The organism is Paraburkholderia mimosarum LMG 23256 = NBRC 106338 (assembly GCF_000739815.1).
Taxonomy (GTDB): Bacteria; Pseudomonadota; Gammaproteobacteria; order Burkholderiales; family Burkholderiaceae; genus Paraburkholderia; species Paraburkholderia mimosarum.
Genome location: NZ_BBJJ01000012.1, coordinates 19,429 through 37,028, shown reverse-complemented (window position 1 = coordinate 37,028; position 17,600 = coordinate 19,429). Strand labels below are relative to the sequence as shown.

17 protein-coding genes are annotated in these 17,600 nt (G+C 66.1%); 8 read left to right on the top strand and 9 right to left on the bottom strand.

Annotated elements, in window-relative coordinates:
* Positions 1–28 precede the first annotated feature (28 nt).
* The 3 genes from BMI01S_RS11870 to BMI01S_RS11860 all read right to left on the bottom strand — a co-directional run bounded on the left by BMI01S_RS11870 (position 29) and on the right by BMI01S_RS11860 (position 2,574).
* Entirely contained in the window at positions 29–922 is an 894-nt protein-coding gene (locus BMI01S_RS11870) for an alpha/beta fold hydrolase (protein ID WP_028210148.1), read from the bottom strand.
* Between the two features lie 287 nt (positions 923–1,209).
* Positions 1,210–1,851 carry a CoA transferase subunit B gene (locus BMI01S_RS11865; RefSeq protein ID WP_028210149.1) on the bottom strand — a complete coding sequence of 214 codons (642 nt, stop codon included), beginning with the start codon at positions 1,849–1,851 and terminating at the stop codon, positions 1,210–1,212.
* A 15-nt stretch (positions 1,852–1,866) separates the two neighbouring features.
* Positions 1,867–2,574, bottom strand: coding sequence for a CoA transferase subunit A (locus BMI01S_RS11860; RefSeq protein ID WP_028210150.1), 708 nt, complete (start codon positions 2,572–2,574; stop codon positions 1,867–1,869).
* A gap of 257 nt (positions 2,575–2,831) precedes the next feature.
* On the opposite strand from BMI01S_RS11860, the gene BMI01S_RS11855 reads away from it, so the two are divergent.
* On the top strand, positions 2,832–3,404 hold the full coding sequence (locus BMI01S_RS11855; RefSeq protein WP_028210151.1) for a LuxR C-terminal-related transcriptional regulator: 573 nt from the start codon (positions 2,832–2,834) through the stop codon (positions 3,402–3,404).
* A 46-nt stretch (positions 3,405–3,450) separates the two neighbouring features.
* On the opposite strand, the gene BMI01S_RS11850 is transcribed toward BMI01S_RS11855, so the two are convergent.
* Together BMI01S_RS11850 and BMI01S_RS11845 are read right to left on the bottom strand one after the other, a co-directional pair.
* Entirely contained in the window at positions 3,451–3,891 is a 441-nt protein-coding gene (locus BMI01S_RS11850; protein WP_028210152.1) for an acyl-CoA thioesterase, read from the bottom strand.
* Between the two features lie 66 nt (positions 3,892–3,957).
* Positions 3,958–4,737 carry an SDR family oxidoreductase gene (locus BMI01S_RS11845; RefSeq protein WP_028210153.1) on the bottom strand — a complete coding sequence of 260 codons (780 nt, stop codon included), beginning with the start codon at positions 4,735–4,737 and terminating at the stop codon, positions 3,958–3,960.
* Between the two features lie 176 nt (positions 4,738–4,913).
* Between BMI01S_RS11845 and BMI01S_RS11840 the strand changes: the two genes are divergently transcribed.
* A complete protein-coding gene (locus BMI01S_RS11840) occupies positions 4,914–6,587 on the top strand; it encodes an electron transfer flavoprotein-ubiquinone oxidoreductase (protein WP_042289283.1) in 1,674 nt (557 codons plus the stop codon).
* 107 nt (positions 6,588–6,694) lie between these two features.
* Here the strand turns inward: BMI01S_RS11840 and aroC are convergent, their stop codons facing one another.
* The 3 genes from aroC to BMI01S_RS11825 all read right to left on the bottom strand — a co-directional run bounded on the left by aroC (position 6,695) and on the right by BMI01S_RS11825 (position 10,513).
* On the bottom strand, positions 6,695–7,795 hold the full coding sequence (aroC, locus tag BMI01S_RS11835) for a chorismate synthase (RefSeq protein WP_028214659.1): 1,101 nt from the start codon (positions 7,793–7,795) through the stop codon (positions 6,695–6,697).
* A 170-nt stretch (positions 7,796–7,965) separates the two neighbouring features.
* Positions 7,966–9,954, bottom strand: a complete 1,989-nt coding sequence (locus BMI01S_RS11830; protein ID WP_028214658.1) for an MFS transporter — start codon at positions 9,952–9,954, stop codon at positions 7,966–7,968.
* Between the two features lie 103 nt (positions 9,955–10,057).
* Positions 10,058–10,513, bottom strand: coding sequence for a CBS domain-containing protein (locus BMI01S_RS11825; RefSeq protein ID WP_028214657.1), 456 nt, complete (start codon positions 10,511–10,513; stop codon positions 10,058–10,060).
* 299 nt (positions 10,514–10,812) lie between these two features.
* Between BMI01S_RS11825 and BMI01S_RS11820 the strand changes: the two genes are divergently transcribed.
* The 3 genes from BMI01S_RS11820 (at position 10,813) to BMI01S_RS11810 (ending at position 13,410) form a co-directional block, all read left to right on the top strand.
* On the top strand, positions 10,813–12,165 hold the full coding sequence (locus tag BMI01S_RS11820; protein WP_028231704.1) for an O-acetylhomoserine aminocarboxypropyltransferase: 1,353 nt from the start codon (positions 10,813–10,815) through the stop codon (positions 12,163–12,165).
* Entirely contained in the window at positions 12,162–13,001 is an 840-nt protein-coding gene (locus BMI01S_RS11815; protein ID WP_028214656.1) for an alpha/beta fold hydrolase, read from the top strand. Before BMI01S_RS11820 ends, BMI01S_RS11815 begins: the two co-directional genes overlap by 4 nt.
* Before the next feature lie 88 nt (positions 13,002–13,089).
* Positions 13,090–13,410 carry an Mpo1-like protein gene (locus BMI01S_RS11810; RefSeq protein WP_028214655.1) on the top strand — a complete coding sequence of 107 codons (321 nt, stop codon included), beginning with the start codon at positions 13,090–13,092 and terminating at the stop codon, positions 13,408–13,410.
* A 54-nt stretch (positions 13,411–13,464) separates the two neighbouring features.
* Here the strand turns inward: BMI01S_RS11810 and BMI01S_RS11805 are convergent, their stop codons facing one another.
* On the bottom strand, positions 13,465–14,796 hold the full coding sequence (locus BMI01S_RS11805; protein ID WP_244145234.1) for a YihY family inner membrane protein: 1,332 nt from the start codon (positions 14,794–14,796) through the stop codon (positions 13,465–13,467).
* Positions 14,797–14,878: 82 nt separating this feature from the next.
* On the opposite strand from BMI01S_RS11805, the gene wrbA reads away from it, so the two are divergent.
* From wrbA to BMI01S_RS11790, 3 genes are all read left to right on the top strand, one after another.
* Complete coding sequence (gene wrbA, locus BMI01S_RS11800; RefSeq protein WP_028214653.1) at positions 14,879–15,496, top strand: NAD(P)H:quinone oxidoreductase; 618 nt, start codon at positions 14,879–14,881, stop codon at positions 15,494–15,496.
* The gene (locus BMI01S_RS11795; protein WP_036021002.1) at positions 15,493–15,933 is read left to right on the top strand and encodes a DUF2069 domain-containing protein; all 441 of its coding nucleotides are present in this window, start codon (positions 15,493–15,495) and stop codon (positions 15,931–15,933) included. Before wrbA ends, BMI01S_RS11795 begins: the two co-directional genes overlap by 4 nt.
* Positions 15,934–16,126: 193 nt before the next feature.
* Entirely contained in the window at positions 16,127–17,563 is a 1,437-nt protein-coding gene (locus BMI01S_RS11790; protein WP_028214651.1) for an FAD-binding oxidoreductase, read from the top strand.
* Positions 17,564–17,600 lie beyond the last annotated feature (37 nt).

Genomic DNA, 17,600 nt, shown 5'->3' with positions numbered 1-17,600 from the left:
GCACGGGAACAGGCCGGCGAATCTCATATTATGACGCGCGAAGGGCCTCGCCGTCGAAGAAACGGCGCGCGATCGCGATCTGGTCGGCCGAGAGGAATGCAGGCGCGTGCCCGACGCCATCGATTTCCACGCTCGACACGTTACGGCCGGTCTCAACCATTTTCGCCACCGTCTCACGCGAAAGCAGGTCCGACAGCGCTCCGCGCACCACCAGCACGGGTCCTCCGAACGCCGCGAGCGAGCGCCACAAATACTTCTCGCCCTCCTCGTTCTGCGCGGGGGTGGCCGCCTTCAACGGCGCCGCAATGCGCGGATCGTAGCGATAGCGCCACTGGCCCTCCACTTCGTGCAGCAACGGCGTATTGATCTCGCGCCACTCCCCGGCGCTCAGCGGACCGAACGATGCCGCGAGCAGCGCGGCATTGTCGATACCTTCCTGAAGCGTAGCGAAGCGCTCGTCACGCCCGACGTACTCGCCGATGCGCGCGAGCGACGCGGGCTCGATGTGCGGCCCGACGTCGTTGAGCAGCATGCGGCCAATGGGCGTACCGGGCAGCCCCGCGAGCGCCATGCCGATCAGGCCGCCCATCGAGGTGCCGAACCAGTCCACCTTCTCGGCGCCGGTGCGTGCGATCAACGTGACCATGTCAGCCACGTACTGCGCGACCCCATAGCAGCGCGGATCGGGCAGCCACGACGACAGCCCGCGCCCGGCCACGTCGGGGCACACGACACGGTATTCGCCGGCCATCGCGGCGGCGAAACGGTCGAAGTCGCGCCCCGAGCGCGTGAGTCCGTGCACGCAGACGAGCACGCGCGGATTGGCGGCGTCGCCCCATTCGGTGTAAGCGATGCGGTGCAGGCCCGCGGGACTCAGACACTGGACGTACTGCTGACGCGGCGCGGCGGTCGATTCGGACATCGCAGGATCCTCGCTGAAAAGCGGCTCAAGGCTTTGGGCCGATTGTAGACGGCTTTGACGCGCTGCATGGACGGCAATGCCGCACGCACACCTCGCGCGCGGGGCCTTGCGGCCTGATCTCTGGCGCGCCCGAGCGCCTTTTGCGCGGAGCCTGGCCCTGCCATCCGGCGTATGCCGTTCGGCCGACGTTTCGACGAGGCGCCCATGGGCAACAATGCAGACACTGCAAAACGAAACGGGCGAGACCAAAGTCTCGCCCGCTGTAAATCATGCCTGCACTACGACGTTCAGCTCACGGCGCTCACATCGAGCGGCGCTCCGGTCTTCGCCTTGATCTCGTCCACCGTCACGCCCGGCGCGAGTTCGGTCACTTTCAGGCCCGCGTCGGTCACTTCCATTACGCCAAGGTCGGTGATGATGACGTCGACCACGCCCACACCCGTCAGCGGCAGCGTGCAGGCGTCGAGAATCTTGTGCTGGTCGCCCTTCGCCACGTGTTCCATCAGCACGACCACGCGGCCAACACCGGCCACGAGGTCCATCGCGCCGCCCATGCCCTTGATCATCTTGCCGGGGATCATCCAGTTGGCCAGATCGCCCTTCTCGCTCACCTGCATCGCGCCGAGGATAGCGAGGTTGATGTGGCCGCCGCGAATCATCGCGAACGAGTCCGCCGAAGAGAAGATCGACGAACCCGGCAGCGTCGTCACGGTCTGCTTGCCGGCGTTGATCATGTCGGCGTCCACCTGGTCTTCGGTCGGGAACGGGCCGATGCCGAGCAGGCCGTTTTCCGACTGCAGCCAGACCTCCATCCCCGCGGGCACGTGGTTGGCCACGAGCGTCGGCAAGCCGATGCCGAGGTTCACGTAGAAGCCGTCCTGCAGTTCTTTCGCCGCGCGCGCGGCCATTTGGTCACGATTCCATGCCATGGTCGGTCTCCTTCCTCAGTTGCCCGATGCTGCGCGCACGGTGCGTTGTTCGATGCGCTTTTCCGGGTGCGCGTTGAGCACGATGCGCTGCACGAAGATGCCCGGCGTATGGATGGCGTCCGGATCGAGTTCGCCGTTCTCGACGATCTCCTCCACTTCCGCCACGGTGATCTTGCCCGCCATCGCGCACATCGGGTTGAAGTTGCGCGCCGTGCGGCGGTACACCAGGTTGCCCGACTTATCCGCCTTCCACGCCTTCACGAGCGCCACGTCGGCCGTGAGCGAATGCTCGAGCACGTAGTGCTTGTCGCCGAACTGGCGCGTTTCCTTGCCTTCGGCGATCAGTGTGCCGAAGCCCGTGTTCGTGAAGAACGCCGGAATGCCCGCGCCGCCCGCGCGCAGCTTTTCGGCCAGCGTGCCCTGCGGCGTGAACTCGAGTTCGAGTTCGCCCGACAGATACTGGCGCTCGAATTCCTTGTTCTCGCCCACGTAGGACGAGATCATCTTCTTGATCTGGCGCGTCTCCAGCAGCTGGCCGAGGCCGAAGCCGTCCACGCCCGCGTTGTTGCTGATGCAGGTGATGCCCTTCACACCCGTGTCGCGCAGTGCGCCGATCAGCGCCTCGGGAATGCCGCACAGCCCGAAGCCGCCAACCGCGAATGTCTGGCCGTCCTTGACGATGCCCTCGAGCGCGGCTGCCGCGCTTTTATAGACCTTGTTCATCTGTGTGTCCCTTCCTCGTATGGAAATCCGCCAATCCGGTCTGGCGCGCGGACGTCTACCGCGTCCGGATTTTCAATTCTAGTCATGCGCCGGTGGCGCTGCCGTGAAGCCGGCTGCGCCACCGAGGCCCGCGCACGTGCCCGAACGAGCCGCGCGAGCTTGCAAACCAGACTCTCCGATGGGTGCAAAGCGTACGCTGGCCCCCTGTTGCGGCACAATACGCAAAACTACATAAAGCAATACCCGCACCGTCCGCCATGGCCGCTACCACCCAACCCGCCGAACGCTCCGCCCTCGACTACCAGACAGCGTTCCATCTCGCGCCCATCGGCCTCGTGCTGGCGCGCGAGCGCACCATCATGGATTGCAACGACCAGGTCGCCGCCATTTTCCGCTGCTCGCGAGAGACGCTGATCGGGCAGTCGTTCCAGGTGCTCTACCCGTCTGCCGACGAATTCGAGCGCATCGGCGCACGCATTCCGCCGATCATGACGGCCCAAGGCAGCTACGCCGACGACCGCATCATGAAGCGCGCCAACGGCGAACTTTTCTGGTGTCACGTCACAGGGCGATCACTCGACCGCGCCGAGCCGCATGCGGCAGGTGTCTGGACGTTTGAAGACCTGAGCGCGACGCGCCGCGTGGCCATCGAACTCACGCCGCGCGAGCGCGAAATCGCCGCGCAGCTCGTGACGGGCAAGACTAGCAAGCAGATCGGGCGAGTTCTGGACATCAGCCCCCGCACCGTGGATGTCTATCGCGCGCGGCTGATGCGCAAGTACGACACCGGCAACGCCACCGAGCTGCTGCAGCGGCTGCTGGGCCAGTAGTGCCAGCAGTCGCGCACAGCGCCCCGCGGTGCGTGCCGTGGGGCGGTCATCCCACCCGGTCCGACTTCACCAGCGCCGCATGCTCGATGGTCGCACGCAGCATTTCCGGGATCGGCACCGATTTCCCCGCCGCGTAGTCGATCCAGACGCAGCGCGCGTTTCCGCGCGCGTAGAGCGTGTCCGGCCCGTCGGCGCGGCGCAGCTCGAAGCCCGTGTCGAAGCTGCTGCGGCCGGGCTGGCCCACCGTCATCGTGCAGACGATGTCGCCCGGGTAATGGAGCTGCTTGAGAAATTCCATCGAAGCATTGACGATCACGGGCCCCTGACCCTCACCGCTCTCGGCGGCCACGCCCAGGTGCTCGAACCAGGAAATGCGCACCTGCTCCATGTAGCGGAAATAGACCGTGTTGTTCACATGGCCGAACGCGTCCATGTCGCCCCAGCGGATCGGCATGGTCATTTCGAATACGGGATGGTAGTCACTCATTGCACTTCGACTTCTTGTTGTTTCGATAAAACGGAATGCCGACGGCCGGCCGGGGTCCGCCTGCGTTCAGGTCAGTCCAAAGCCGTCGTCGGCGGTGATGATCGCGCCGTTCATGAACGACGACTCGTCGGCGGCGAGCAGCAGCAGCAGGCCGTCCAGGTCTTCGGGCTTGCCGACGCGATGGCGCGGCAGCATCGAAATGAGCTTTTGCCCCTGCTCGGTCGACCAGTGGTGATGGTTGATTTCCGTGTCGATGTAGCCGGGGCAGATCGCGTTCACATTGATCCCATGACGGCCCCATTCCAGCGCCATCGCCTTCGTCATATGCACGACCGCGGCCTTGCTGATCGCGTACAGGCCGATTTGCGGCAGCACGCGCAAACCCGCCATCGATGCAATGTTGATGATGCGGTAGGCCGGCGTCGCGCCGCCGCCGTTGCCGCGCATGATCATGCGCTTCGCCACCTCCTGCGCCACGAAAAAGGCGCCGCGCGTGTTGGTGTCGAACACGTATTCGAAGTCGGCGGGCGTGACGTCGGCGAGCTTTTGCGTCGTCGAGACGCCGGAATTGTTGACGAGGATGTCGATGGTCCCCGCCTCGGTTTCCGCATGCGCCACGGCCGAGCGGATGCTTTGGTAGTCGGTCACGTCGAGCGAGACGACGTGCGCGGCGCCCCCGCTGGCCTCGATTTCCGCGCGCAGTTCCTTGAGCCGCTCCACGCGTCGGCTCGCCAGCACGACTTTCGCCCCCGCCTGCGATAGCACCTGGGCGAAGCGCTTGCCGAGCCCGCTGGAGGCGCCCGTGATCATCGCCACCTTGCCTTCCAGATTGATCGAACGGCCCATATCCGGTTCCTGTCCAGAGGTGAATGAGCGCCAGAACACGGCGTAATCAGCGCGCCGAACCCAGCGCCCACAAATAGAACGGTCGTGCTAATGTTACCCTGCTGGGTTGCGGCACGGGAAACGTTACCCGACAATACGAACCCGAAAAAAGTATTCTAATGGCAAGAGGAGCATTGATGACCCCCGCAAGTCTTTTGGAGCAGTACGGCCCACGCGAGTCGATGGAATACGACGTGGTGATCGTCGGCGGCGGCCCCGCCGGGCTGTCCGCGGCGATCCGCCTGAAGCAGCTGGCCGCCGAAAAAGGCGCTGAAATTGGCGTCTGCGTGCTGGAGAAAGGCTCGGAGATCGGGGCGCATATCCTCTCGGGCGCGGTCATGGATCCGCGCGCCCTCAATGAGCTGATTCCCGACTGGAAGGAACAGGGCGCGCCGCTGAACGTGCCCGTGACCGAGGACAAGTTCCTCTTCCTCTCGGAAACGGGCGCGAAGTCGGTGCCGAACTGGGCACTGCCCGACAACTTCAAGAACCACGGCAACTACGTCATCAGCCTCGCGAACGTCACGCGCTGGCTGGGCCAGCAGGCCGAGGCGCTGGGCGTGGAGATCTTCCCGGGCTTCCCGGCCGCCGAAGTGCTCTATAACGACGATGGCTCGGTCAAGGGCGTCGCCACCGGCAACATGGGCGTGGGCAAGGACGGGGAGCCCACCGAGAACTTCCAGCTCGGCATGGAGCTGCATGCGAAGTACACGCTGTTCTGTGAAGGTTGCCGCGGCCACCTGGGCCGCCAGCTCAACGAGAAGTTCAAGCTCGGCAAGGACGCCGATCCGCAGGTCTACGGCATCGGCATCAAGGAACTGTGGGAGATCGATCCCGCGAAGCACCAGCCGGGCCTCGTGATCCACACGGCCGGCTGGCCGCTCGAATCGGACACCTACGGCGGCTCGTTCCTGTATCACACCGACAACAACCAGGTGATGGTGGGTTTTGTCGTCGGTCTCGCGTACCAGAATCCGTATCTCTCGCCGTTCGAGGAATTCCAGCGCTACAAGACGCACCCGGAAATCCGCAAGTATCTGGAAGGCGGCAAGCGCGTGTCGTATGGCGCGCGTGCGATCACGGCGGGCGGCCTCATGTCGCTGCCCAAGCTCGTGTTCCCGGGCGGCGCGCTCGTGGGCGACGATGCGGGCTTTCTGAACGCCTCGCGCATCAAGGGCAGCCACGCGGCGATCAAGACCGGCATGCTCGCAGCGGACGCCGCATTCGAAGCCGTGCAGGCCGGCCGCCAGAGCGACGAGCTCGCGGCGTACCCGGAAGCGTTCAGGCAGTCGTGGCTCTACACGGAGCTGTACAAGGCGCGCAACTTCAAGCAGTGGATGAGCAAGGGCCTGTACCTGGGCACGCTGATGGTGGGCATCGAGCAGAAGCTGCTGGGCGGCAACGTGCCGTGGACGCTGCATCACCAGCATCGCGATCACGAGATGCTGAAACCGGCGTCGCAGTGCAAGCCGATCGAGTATCCGAAACCGGACGGCAAGCTCACGTTCGACCGGCTCTCTTCCGTGTTCATCTCGAACACGAACCACGAAGAGAACCAGCCTGCGCACCTCACGCTCAAGGATGCGAGCGTGCCCGTGAACGTGAACCTGCGCACCTACGCGGGACCGGAAGCGCGCTTCTGCCCGGCCGCGGTGTACGAGTTCGTGAAGAACGACGATGGCAGCGACCGCCTGCAGATCAACGCGCAGAACTGCGTGCACTGCAAGACCTGTGACATCAAGGACCCGACCCAGAACATCGTATGGGTGACGCCGGAAGGCGGCGGCGGTCCCAACTATCCGAACATGTAAGACCGGAAGACGAAAGAAAAGCCGTTTCGGGTGGGAGCCCGAAACGGCTTTTTTGTTGTCCGCGCAACGTTGTCGACCGGCACGCAGTGCGGTCGTGCAAGTTCAGATCACTCGTCGCTTGCCGCGATCTTCGGTGTCGAAACCTCGACATCGGCGTTTTGCGCGCGATGGCGCAGCGCGTGATCGATCAGCACGAGCGCGAGCATGGCCTCGGCGATCGGCGTCGCACGAATGCCGACGCACGGATCGTGGCGGCCGAAGGTCTCGACCGTCGCGGGCGCGCCCGCCTTGTCGATCGAGCGGCGCGGCGTGCGGATGCTCGAAGTCGGCTTGATGGCGATCGAAACGGTGATGTCCTGCCCCGTCGAGATGCCGCCGAGCACGCCACCGGCGTGGTTGCCGTGAAAGCCGTTGGGCGTGAGCTCGTCGCCGTGCACCGAGCCGCGCTGCGCCACGCTCGCGAAGCCCGCGCCGATTTCCACGCCCTTCACCGCGTTGATGCCCATCATGGCGTGCGCGATATCGGCATCGAGCCGGTCGAAGAGCGGCTCGCCCCAGCCCACCGGCACGCCACTCGCCACCACGTTCACGCGCGCGCCGATCGAGTCGCCGTCCTTGCGCAATGCGTCCATGTAGTCCTCGAGTTGAGGCACGACATCAGCGTTGGGCACGAAGAACGGATTCTGGTGCACGTGCTCCCAGCTCACGAACGGCACGTCGATCTCGCCCAACGAGCGCATGTAACCGCGCACTTCCACGCCGAAGCGCTCGCGCAGCCACTTCTTCGCGACCGCGCCCGCCGCCACCGTGGGCGCCGTGAGGCGCGCCGACGAGCGGCCGCCGCCGCGATAGTCGCGAATGCCGTACTTCTGCCAGTAGGTGTAGTCGGCGTGACCGGGCCGGAAGGTCTCGACGATGTTGCCGTAGTCCTTGCTGCGCTGGTCGGTGTTGCGGATCAGGAGCGCGATGGGCGTGCCCGTGGTGCGTCCTTCGAACACGCCCGAGAGAATTTCGACCTGATCCGCTTCCTGACGCTGCGTGACATGGCGCGACGTGCCAGGACGGCGGCGGTCCAGGTCGGTCTGGATGTCGGCTTCGGTGAGGGCCATGCCGGGCGGGCAGCCGTCGATGACGCAGCCAATGGCCGGGCCGTGGGATTCGCCGAAGGTGGTGACGGTGAAAAGCGTACCGAGCGTGTTGCCGGACATGGCAGTCGTCCAAAGTGATTCGGGGAATCTGCCATTATGCCAGCCCGCGCGCGGCGACGCCCGAGCGCATGGTCGGGTGTCGCCGCAGGCTCGCCGCTTTGACCACCATGCTGGCGGTGCCTTGCCGTACTGGTCTGCGGACGCGTCGAGCTATCGCACGCGGCTTCGCATCAGCGCCGCGCGCCGCGCAACTGAGCCACCGTGTCCTGCAAGCGTTCCAGCGTGGCGTCGGCCGCCGCGATGGGCTCCCCCACCGCGAGCGTCAGCCGGCGCGTCAGGCCGCGCCGCAGCGGCCGCCGCTCCTGACCGGAAGCCGCGAAGCGCGAGAACGTGCTGCCCCAAAGACCGCGCAACGCCATCGGCACGACGGGAACCGGCGAGCGCCGCAGGATTTCGCTCACGCCATGGCGATAGGGGTTCATCTCGCCCGTGCGCGTGAGCTTGCCCTCGGGAAAGATGCAGACGAGATCGCCATCCGCCAGCGCTGCCGCGCACGCGTCATAGGCCTTGGCGAGCGCCACCGGATCCTCGTGCGCGGGCGAAACCGGAATGGCCTTCGCGTGGCGGAAGACCCAGCCGAAAAAAGGCGAGCGAAAGATCTGCTGATCCATCACGAAGCGGATCGGCCGCGGGCTCTCGGCCATGATGACGATCGCGTCGACATAGCTCACGTGATTGCAGACCAGTACCGCCGCGCCCTTGGGCGGAATGCGCCCGGCATTTACGAGCCGCACGCGGTAGACCGTATGCACGAGCACCCACGCCATGAAGCGCAGCAGAAACTCGGGGACGAGCGTATAGATGTAGGCCGCCACGACGATATTGAGCAGCGCCGTAGTGAGAAAGAGACCGGGAATGCCGACGCCCGCGGTCGTGAGCGCCATCGCCATGAGCGACGAGACGATCATGAAGAGCGAATTGAGAATGTTGTTCGCGGCAATGATGCGCGCCCGGTGGCTCGGCGCGCTGCGGCTCTGGATCAGCGCGTAGAGCGGCACGCTGTAGAAGCCGCCGAACATGGCCAGCAGGAACAGGTCGGCGAGCACGCGCCAATGCGCGGCGCCGCGCAGGAACTCGCCGACCGAAAGCAGATGGGGCGCGGCAGGCAGCGTGTGGCTCGCGAAGAACAGATCGATGCCGAACACGCTGATCCCGATCGAGCCGAGCGGCACGAGGCCGATCTCGATGCGCCGCCGCGAGAGCCGCTCGCAAAGCAGCGAACCCGAGCCGATGCCGAGCGAGAACATCGCGAGCAGCAGGGTCACGACGTCGGCGTCGGCCGACAGCACGTCCTTGGCGAAATTGAAGAACGAGGCGAGAAACGTCGCGCCGACGAACCAGAGCCACGAGATGCCGAGCAGGCTCAGGAACACGGTGCGGTCGCCGTGCGCGAGGCGCAGATTGCGCCAGGTTTCGGAAAGCGGATTCCAGTTGATGCGCAGGCCTGGCTGCGACGGCTCGCACGGCGGCACGAACGCGGAGGCGACCCGCCCCACCAGCGCGATGACGATGCACATGCCGCCGAGCCACCACGCGCCGAGCGGTGGCCCGACGGGTGCCGCTTCATCCGTCGCCCCGAGGCCCGCCGCCACGCCGCCGAGGATCGTGCCGAGCAGGATCGCGACGAAGGTGCCCATTTCGACGAGCCCGTTGCCGCCGACCAGTTCGTCGGAGGCGAGCCGCTGCGGGAGATACGCATACTTGACCGGCCCGAACACCGTGGAGTGCACACCCATGAGGAAGGTGCACGCATAGAGCAGCGGCGCGCTGTGCATCCAGAAACCCGCCGCGCCGACCAGCATGACCGCGATCTCGAAGGTCTTGACCCAGCGCATCAGCATCGCCTTGTCGTACTTGTCGGCGACCTGGCCCGAGGTCGCGGAAAACAGCACGAACGGCAAGATGAAAATGGCCGAAATCAGGAACGCGACCGTCTTCGGATCGACGCCCGAAAAGCGCGCGGCCTGATACGTGACGAGCGACGTGAAGCCGATCTTGAAGACGTTGTCGTTCATCGCCCCGAGGAACTGCGTCCAGAAAAACGGGGCAAAGCGGCGCTGGCGCAGCAGCGCGAACTGCGAAGCATGGCCGGCGTCGTGGCGCGATTCGCGTGCGGCTTCTTCGTCGCGCGGCGTTGCGGGTATCGGTCTATCGTTCATCGAGTAGGATTGCACTGACGGAATTTGCAGGCTCCAGACGCGAAAAAGCGCGCCTGATGCGCGCTTTTCCATGCGTGGATGGCGATGAGGTCGCCCGGTTTGCTCAGCGCGCCGGCTGACGCTCCTCCTCGGGCCAGTCGCGGATATAGGCCTTGAGCAGCTTGTTTTCGAAGCCTTGCGCCTCCACCACGGCCTTCGCGACGTCGTAGAACGAGATCACGCCCATGAGCGAGCGGCTTTCCATGACCGGCAGATAGCGCACGTGATGTTCGAGCATCATGCGGCGCACTTCGTCGACCTCGGTTTCCGGCGTGCAGGTGATGGGATGATCGTCCATGACCTTGCGGATCGTCGTGGTGCCGACGCTGCCGCCGTTGGCGCGCAGCGTGAGGATGATCTCGCGGAACGTGAGCATGCCGACCAGATCGCCGTACTCCATGACGACGAGCGAGCCGATGTCGTGTTCGGCCATCGTGTTGACTGCTTCGTGCAGCGCAGTGTCGGGCGTGACGGTGAAGAGCGTGTTGCCCTTCACCTTGAGGATGTCGCTGACACGCATGATGTGTCTCCGGAAAAACAGCGAATAATGGGGAAAGCTCAATGAAAAGATACCTACCTCTTTTCGATCCTAGCGGAAAGAGTCTTAAAAGGAAAGCCGCGCGGCATGGGGCAGGCCGGTCTCCGGGCGGTGCGCGAAGGGCCGTGGGGCGGGCGTTCCAGCCCTGACACCCGGCGCGCCCGGAGGCCTTTCATCCGGCCCGCAAATCGGCCGGTCCCATGCCCCCGCACCACGCCGCCAGTGTTACGATGCCCTTCACTCCCGACACAGCGCCGGTTCGCGCCGGCCGCGCCGCCACGATGTCATCGACGCCCGATACCCGTTTCGACACGCTCGCGCTGCACGCCGGCGCGGCGCCCGACCCTGCCACCGGCGCCCGCGCGACGCCGATCTACCTCACCACCTCGTTCTCGTTTCGCGACACCGATCACGCCGCCGCGCTGTTCAACATGGAGCGCGCCGGCCACGTGTACTCGCGCATCTCGAACCCGACCGTCGCCGTGTTCGAGGAGCGCGTGGCCGCGCTCGAAGGTGGCGCGGGCGCGATCGGCACGGCCAGCGGCCAGGCGGCGCTGCATCTCGCGATCGCGACGCTCATGGGCGCGGGCTCGCACATCGTCGCCTCGGCGGCGCTCTATGGCGGCTCGCACAACCTGCTGCACTACACGCTCAGGCGCTTCGGCATCGAAACGACCTTTGTGAAGCCAGGCGATCTCGACGCCTGGCGCGCTGCGCTGCGCCCGAACACGCGCCTCCTGTTCGGCGAGACGCTCGGCAATCCGGGCCTCGACGTGCTCGACATCGAAGCAGTCGCAGAGATCGCGCACGCACACGGCGTGCCGCTCCTCGTCGATTCGACGTTCACCACGCCGTGGTTGCTGCGGCCGTTCGAGCACGGCGCCGATTTCGTCTATCACTCGGCCACCAAGTTTCTGGGCGGCCACGGCACGACGATCGGCGGCGTGCTGGTGGACGGCGGCACGTTCGACTTCGACGCTTCGGGCCGCTTTCCCGAATTCACCGAGCCCTATGCGGGTTTTCACGACATGGTGTTCAGCGAGGAAAGCACCGTTGCGCCCTTCTTGCTGCGCGCGCGGCGCGAGGGTTTGCGCGACTTCGGCGCTTGCCTGCATCCGCAAGCCGCGTGGCAGTTGCTGCAAGGCATCGAAACACTGCCGCTGCGCATGGAGCGGCACGTCGCGAACACGCGGCGCATCGTCGAATTCCTCGCCGCGCACGAGGCGGTGGAATCGGTCGCGTGGCCCGAGCTGCCGGACCATCCCGATTACGCGCTCGCGAAGCGCCTGCTGCCGCGCGGCGCCGGCGCCGTGTTCAGCTTCAACCTGCGCGGCGGCCGCGCGGCGGGCAAGCGCTTCATCGAATCGCTCACGCTGTTCTCGCATCTGGCCAATGTCGGCGATGCCCGCTCGCTCGTGATCCACCCGGCCTCGACCACGCACTTCCGCATGGACGCCGCCGCGCTCGCCGCCGCCGGTATTGCAGAGGGCACGATCCGGCTCTCGATCGGCCTCGAGGACCCAGCCGATCTGGTCGACGACCTCAAGCGCGCATTGAAGGCGTCGCAAAAGACCGAAGCGTCGAAGGCCCAGGCCGGCGCACAGGCAAAAGCCGCCGGCAAGGAGGCGCCATGATCGTCGATGTCGCCGGCAAGCCGGTTTACGCCTATACGGCCTCGCGTCCCATCGACGGCGCACTGCCGTTCGCGGTGTTCGTGCACGGCGCGCAGCATGACCATAGCGTCTGGGCGCTGCAATCGCGCTATTTCGCGAACCACGGCTTCAACGTGCTGGCCGTCGATCTGCCGGGCCATATGCGCAGCGCCGGGCCGGCACTCACGAGCATCGGCGCGCTCGCCGACTGGCTCGCCGCGCTGCTGGATGCCGTGAACGCGCCGCAGGCCTTCGTTGCGGGCCACAGCATGGGCTCGCTCATCACGCTCGAATTCGCCGCCCGGCATCCTGAGCGCGCGGCGCGTATCGCCCTGCTCGCCACCGCTTTCCCGATGACGGTCGCGCCCACGCTGCTCGAGGCCGCGCGCGAGCGCGAGCCGGAAGCGGTCGCGCTCGTCAACGCATGGTCGCACTCGACGCTCGCCGCCAAGCCGTCGAGCCCCGGCCCGGGTTTCTGGCTGCGCGGCGTGAACCGGCGCCTCATGGAGCGAGTGTCAGCGCGTGGCGAGGCCCAGCTTTTCCACACCGATTTCGCGGCTTGCAACGCCTATGCCGACGGTCTCGCTAGCGCGACAAAAGTACGCTGCCCGGTGCGTATGGTCGTCGGCCGCCGCGACGCGATGACGCCGCCACGCGCGGCGCGCGCGCTTGGAGAGGCGCTCGCGAAAGCCGGCGCGCAAGTGGACACAGTGACGCTGGACGCGGGCCACGCGCTGATGACCGAGCAGCCCGACGCGACGCTCGATGCGCTCTATACCTTTGCAACGCAGCAAGCGCCCCGCGTGGGGAATGGCTGAGACCGGCTACGGTTGCACGGCCGTTCGGAACGCCGGAAAATGACAGGCTAAACCGTCCCCTGCGCGCCCGCGCAGAAAGGAGGAGACGATGCATCCCACCACCCATGGCGAGCACTTTTCGAGCTTCGCGGAGTTCTATCCGTTCTACCTCAGCGAGCACAGCAATCTCGTGTCGCGGCGGCTGCATTTCATCGGGTCGCTCGGCGTGATCGGCTGCGTCGCCATGGCGATCGCCACCGGCAACTGGCTCTGGCTGCCGGCCGCGATCGTGTGCGGCTACGGCTTCGCGTGGGTCGGGCATTACAGATTCGAGAAGAACCGCCCGGCCACCTTCCGCCATCCCATCTACAGCCTGATGGGCGACTGGGTCATGTTCGCGGACATCTGCCGCGGGAAGATCTCACTCTGAGTTTTCCGTCTGCTTCGAATTTGCCTCGACAGCGCGCCGCGCATGCCGCACCGCTCACGCCGCCGGATGCGGCATCACCGGCGAATGCGCCTCGGTCAGCACATCCAGGCGCCGTGCCGCGAGCAGCGAGGCGAGCGAAATCGAGAGCTTGTCGTTGTCGAGCGCACCGAGCAGCATGGGCGCGTCGATGCTGCTCGATTTGAGCTGATACGCGAGTTCCTCGCGATCGATAACGAAGCGATCGAAGATGCGCGCAGCCGGAATGCGCGCCGGATTGCCGATCAGCAGGAACAGCGTCTTCCCACGGTCCTCTTCTTCGAGGCGACCCACGAGCTTGTCCTCTTCGAGGCCGTCGATCAGGCGCGTCACCGTGGCGAGGTCGCGCCGCAGCAACTGTGCGAGCTGCCCGGACGTGCGGCCCGGCTCGCCCGCTTCGCGCGCTTGCGCAAGACCGGCTAGCAGTTCGAGCGCGTCGAGCAGATCACTGCCGGGAAAGCTCGGCCGGTCGAAGCGACCGGTGCGGATCTCGGGCAGCGCCGAGGTGATCATCGCGCCGACGAGCGTGATGAACCAGCTGAGGTACATCCACAGCAGGAACATCGGTGCGGCGGCGAACGCGCCGTAGACAGCCGTATAGGTCGGAATGCGCCGCACGTAGAAGCCGAAACCGCGCTTGGCCACCTCGAACGCGATCGCCGCGGTGAGCCCGCCCACCAGCGCGTCGCGCCACTGCACGCGGCAGTTCGGCAAATAAACGTACATCATCGTGAACGCGAGCGCCGTGAGCGGCAGCGACGCGCCGAAGAGCAGCCAGTCGAAGAGGCCTGAGACGTGCTGCTCGGTCGCGATGACAGCGGAGCGCGTGAACACGTACGAGGAGATCGACAGGCTCACACCGATCAGGATCGGCCCCAGCGTGAGAATGGCCCAATAGACGAGCACGCGCTGCGCGAAGGGTCGCGCCTTGCGCACGCGCCAGATGAGGTTGAAGGCAGACTCCACGGTCATCATGGTCATGACCGATGTGACGAAGAGCACGATCATGCCCATCGTCGTGAGGCCCTTGGCCTTCGAGGCAAACTGGTTCAGATATTTGAAGATCTGGCTGTTGATCTGCGCCGGCATGAGGTGGTCGGCGAGAAAGGCCTGCAGCGAGCTCTGGAACGAAGCGAAGATCGGAAAGGCCGTAAAGAGCGCGAACGCGACCGTCGCGAGCGGCACGAGCGAGAGGAGCGTGGTGAACGTGAGGCTGCCCGCGACCTGCGGAATGCGATCTTCGCGGCTGCGCCACGCCGCGAAGCGTGCCAGCCGCTTCACGATGTCCAGATCGATCTTGATCCTCGACAGCACATCCATTGGCCTGCCTTCCTTGCTTTGCCCTTGCATTGCCCTTGTATCGTCTGAACGGCGAGGCGCCGCATCGGCGGCGAACCCAACCCCTATAATAGCCCGTCCACCACGAGGCCCGATGAAACCGATTCTTGTTCTTTACTACAGCCGCCACGGCGCAACGCGCGAGCTTGCACGCGCGATCGCCCAGGGGATCGACAGCGTGCCCGGCGCCGAAGCGCGCGTGCGCACCGTGCCGCCCGTCTCCACGGTTTGCGAGGCCACCGAGCCCGATATCCCTTCTGACGGCCCGCCCTATGTCGAGTTGCACGATCTCGAAGAATGCGCGGGTCTCGCGCTCGGTTCGCCCACGCGCTTCGGCAACATGGCCGCGCCGCTCAAGTATTTCCTCGACGGCACCACGCCGCAGTGGCTCTCGGGCGCGCTGGCCGGCAAGCCCGCCTGCGTGTTCACGTCGACGGGCAGCCTGCACGGCGGACAGGAAAGCACGCTGCTCACGATGATGCTGCCGCTGCTCCATCACGGCATGCTGCTCGTGGGCATCCCCTACACCGAAAGCGCGCTCACGACCACGCAAGGCGGCGGCACGCCCTACGGCGCCTCGCATCACGCGCGCCATGACGCGCGCGGCCACGGCCTGAGCGCCGAAGAAAAGACGCTGGCAAGCGCGCTAGGCGTGCGGCTTGCACGCGCTGCGCTTGCGCTGGCCACCGCTGAACAAGGCAAGCGGCCATGAACACGAGAGCGCGTGGCGCACCGGAGCCCGGAGCACAGCCCGATGAACCGCCCGCCGCGCATTCCGTCGTGCAGCGCCGTGGGGCCGCGCTCGGCGCCCTGGCGATGCTCGCCGCGCTCACGCTGCTGTGCATCGCGTGGGAATGGCGGCTCGCGCCGTTGCGCCCCGGCGGCAGCGCGCTCATGCTCAAGGCCGTGCCGCTCGCCATCGCGCTGCCGGGCGTGCTGCGCAGGCGGCTCTATACGCTGCAATGGGCGGCGATGCTCGTACTCCTCTACTTTGCCGAGGGCATCGTGCGCGGCATGACCGATCCCGCCCCGGGCAACCGGCTCGGCTGGGTGGAGGTCGCGCTTGCACTCGGCTTCTTCGTCTGCGCACTCGCGTACGTCGCGCCGTACAAGCGTGCCGCGCGGCGCGCCAGGCGCGACTCGTCCTGAGCAGCGCGGCAAACGCACGGCGGCGATCCTGCGCGCCTTTGCCTTGCACGCGCCGGCTCCGCTGGCACTGCGCGAAGGCCCGCAGCGTGTCACACTGAACGCCTGAGCCCCACGCACTGCAATGCCTCCAATGCCCATCGCGCCACGCGTGAGCCCCGCGCCGCGTGCGAAGCGCGTGAGACACCGACACACCATGACCGACTCCACCCGAAACGCCCCACCAGCCTTTCTCGACGCCTGCGCCGCCGCCATTGGCGCGCAAAACGTCCTGACCGACACGCACGACACGGCCCCTTATCTCGCCGACTGGCGCCGCCGCTATCAGGGCGAGGCCCTCGCCGTGCTCTGCCCGGCCGATGCGCAGCAAGTCGCCGCGGTCGTGAAGCTCGCGCACGCACACCGCATCGCGCTCGTGCCGCAAGGCGGCAACACGGGTCTCGCGGGCGGCGCGACGCCCGATGCCAGCGGCCGGCAAGCCGTGCTGAGTCTGCGTCGCCTGAACCGCGTGCGTGAAATCGATGTGCAGAACAACACGATCACGGTCGAAGCGGGCGTGATTCTCGCCGAAGTCCAGGCGCGCGCGAAGGACGCCGACCGCCTCTTCCCGCTTTCGCTCGCAGCCGAAGGCAGCTGCACGATCGGCGGCAATCTCTCGACCAACGCAGGCGGCACCGGCGTGCTGCGCTACGGCAACGCGCGCGAGCTGTGCCTCGGCCTCGAAGTCGTCACGCCACAGGGCGAGATCTGGGACGGCCTGCGCGGGCTGCGCAAGGACAACACCGGCTACGATCTGCGCGACCTCTTCATCGGTGCCGAGGGCACGCTCGGCGTCATCACCGCAGCGGTCATGAAGCTGCATCCGCTGCCGGCCGCGCGCGTCACCGCACTCGCCGCGCTCGGCTCGGCGCATGCGGCGCTCGACTTCCTCGCGCTCGCGCAGCGCTATGCCGGGCCGCTCCTCACGGGATTCGAGCTGATGTCGGACTTCTGCATGCAGCTCGTCGGGCGCCATTTCCCGCAGCTGCGGTATCCGTTCGCGGAGCGTCACGCGCAGGTCGTGCTGCTGGAACTCGCGGATAACGAAAGCGAAGAGCACGCGCGCGCGCTATTCGAGCGGCTCATGGAAGACGCGCTGGAACAAGGTCTCGTGGAAGACGCCGTGGTCGCCGAAAGTCTCGCGCAGTCGCAGGCCTTCTGGAACATCCGCGAGCACATTCCGCTCGCGCAGGCGCAGGAAGGGTTGAACATCAAGCACGACATCGGCGTGCCGATCTCGCGCATCGGCCACTTCATCGAGGAAACCGATGCCGGGATCGCGCGCACCGTGCCCGGCGCACGCATGGTCACGTTCGGCCATCTCGGCGACGGCAACCTGCACTACAACGTGCAGGCACCCGAAGGCGGCGACCCGAAGCGTTTCCTCGCCGAAAACGAGAAAACGCTGAACCGCATCGTCTACGACAGCGTGGAGCGCCATCGCGGCACCATCAGCGCCGAACACGGACTCGGGCAATTGAAGATCGACGAGAACATGCACTACAAGAGCGAGGTCGAACTCGCGCTGATGCGCGCGATCAAGACCGCGCTCGATCCGCTGAACCTGATGAATCCGGGGAAAGTGCTGCGCTGAAAAGCCAGGAACGTAAGGAGCCCTGACCGTGAAAACT

Coding starts and splice junctions, on each gene's coding strand:
- BMI01S_RS11870 (WP_028210148.1), bottom strand. CDS start 922: ATGTCCGAATCGACCGCCGCGCCGCGTCAGCAGTACGTCCAGTGTCTG.
- BMI01S_RS11865 (WP_028210149.1), bottom strand. CDS start 1,851: ATGGCATGGAATCGTGACCAAATGGCCGCGCGCGCGGCGAAAGAACTG.
- BMI01S_RS11860 (WP_028210150.1), bottom strand. CDS start 2,574: ATGAACAAGGTCTATAAAAGCGCGGCAGCCGCGCTCGAGGGCATCGTC.
- BMI01S_RS11855 (WP_028210151.1), top strand. CDS start 2,832: ATGGCCGCTACCACCCAACCCGCCGAACGCTCCGCCCTCGACTACCAG.
- BMI01S_RS11850 (WP_028210152.1), bottom strand. CDS start 3,891: ATGAGTGACTACCATCCCGTATTCGAAATGACCATGCCGATCCGCTGG.
- BMI01S_RS11845 (WP_028210153.1), bottom strand. CDS start 4,737: ATGGGCCGTTCGATCAATCTGGAAGGCAAGGTGGCGATGATCACGGGC.
- BMI01S_RS11840 (WP_042289283.1), top strand. CDS start 4,914: ATGACCCCCGCAAGTCTTTTGGAGCAGTACGGCCCACGCGAGTCGATG.
- aroC (WP_028214659.1), bottom strand. CDS start 7,795: ATGTCCGGCAACACGCTCGGTACGCTTTTCACCGTCACCACCTTCGGC.
- BMI01S_RS11830 (WP_028214658.1), bottom strand. CDS start 9,954: ATGAACGATAGACCGATACCCGCAACGCCGCGCGACGAAGAAGCCGCA.
- BMI01S_RS11825 (WP_028214657.1), bottom strand. CDS start 10,513: ATGCGTGTCAGCGACATCCTCAAGGTGAAGGGCAACACGCTCTTCACC.
- BMI01S_RS11820 (WP_028231704.1), top strand. CDS start 10,813: ATGTCATCGACGCCCGATACCCGTTTCGACACGCTCGCGCTGCACGCC.
- BMI01S_RS11815 (WP_028214656.1), top strand. CDS start 12,162: ATGATCGTCGATGTCGCCGGCAAGCCGGTTTACGCCTATACGGCCTCG.
- BMI01S_RS11810 (WP_028214655.1), top strand. CDS start 13,090: ATGCATCCCACCACCCATGGCGAGCACTTTTCGAGCTTCGCGGAGTTC.
- BMI01S_RS11805 (WP_244145234.1), bottom strand. CDS start 14,796: ATGCAAGGGCAAAGCAAGGAAGGCAGGCCAATGGATGTGCTGTCGAGG.
- wrbA (WP_028214653.1), top strand. CDS start 14,879: ATGAAACCGATTCTTGTTCTTTACTACAGCCGCCACGGCGCAACGCGC.
- BMI01S_RS11795 (WP_036021002.1), top strand. CDS start 15,493: ATGAACACGAGAGCGCGTGGCGCACCGGAGCCCGGAGCACAGCCCGAT.
- BMI01S_RS11790 (WP_028214651.1), top strand. CDS start 16,127: ATGACCGACTCCACCCGAAACGCCCCACCAGCCTTTCTCGACGCCTGC.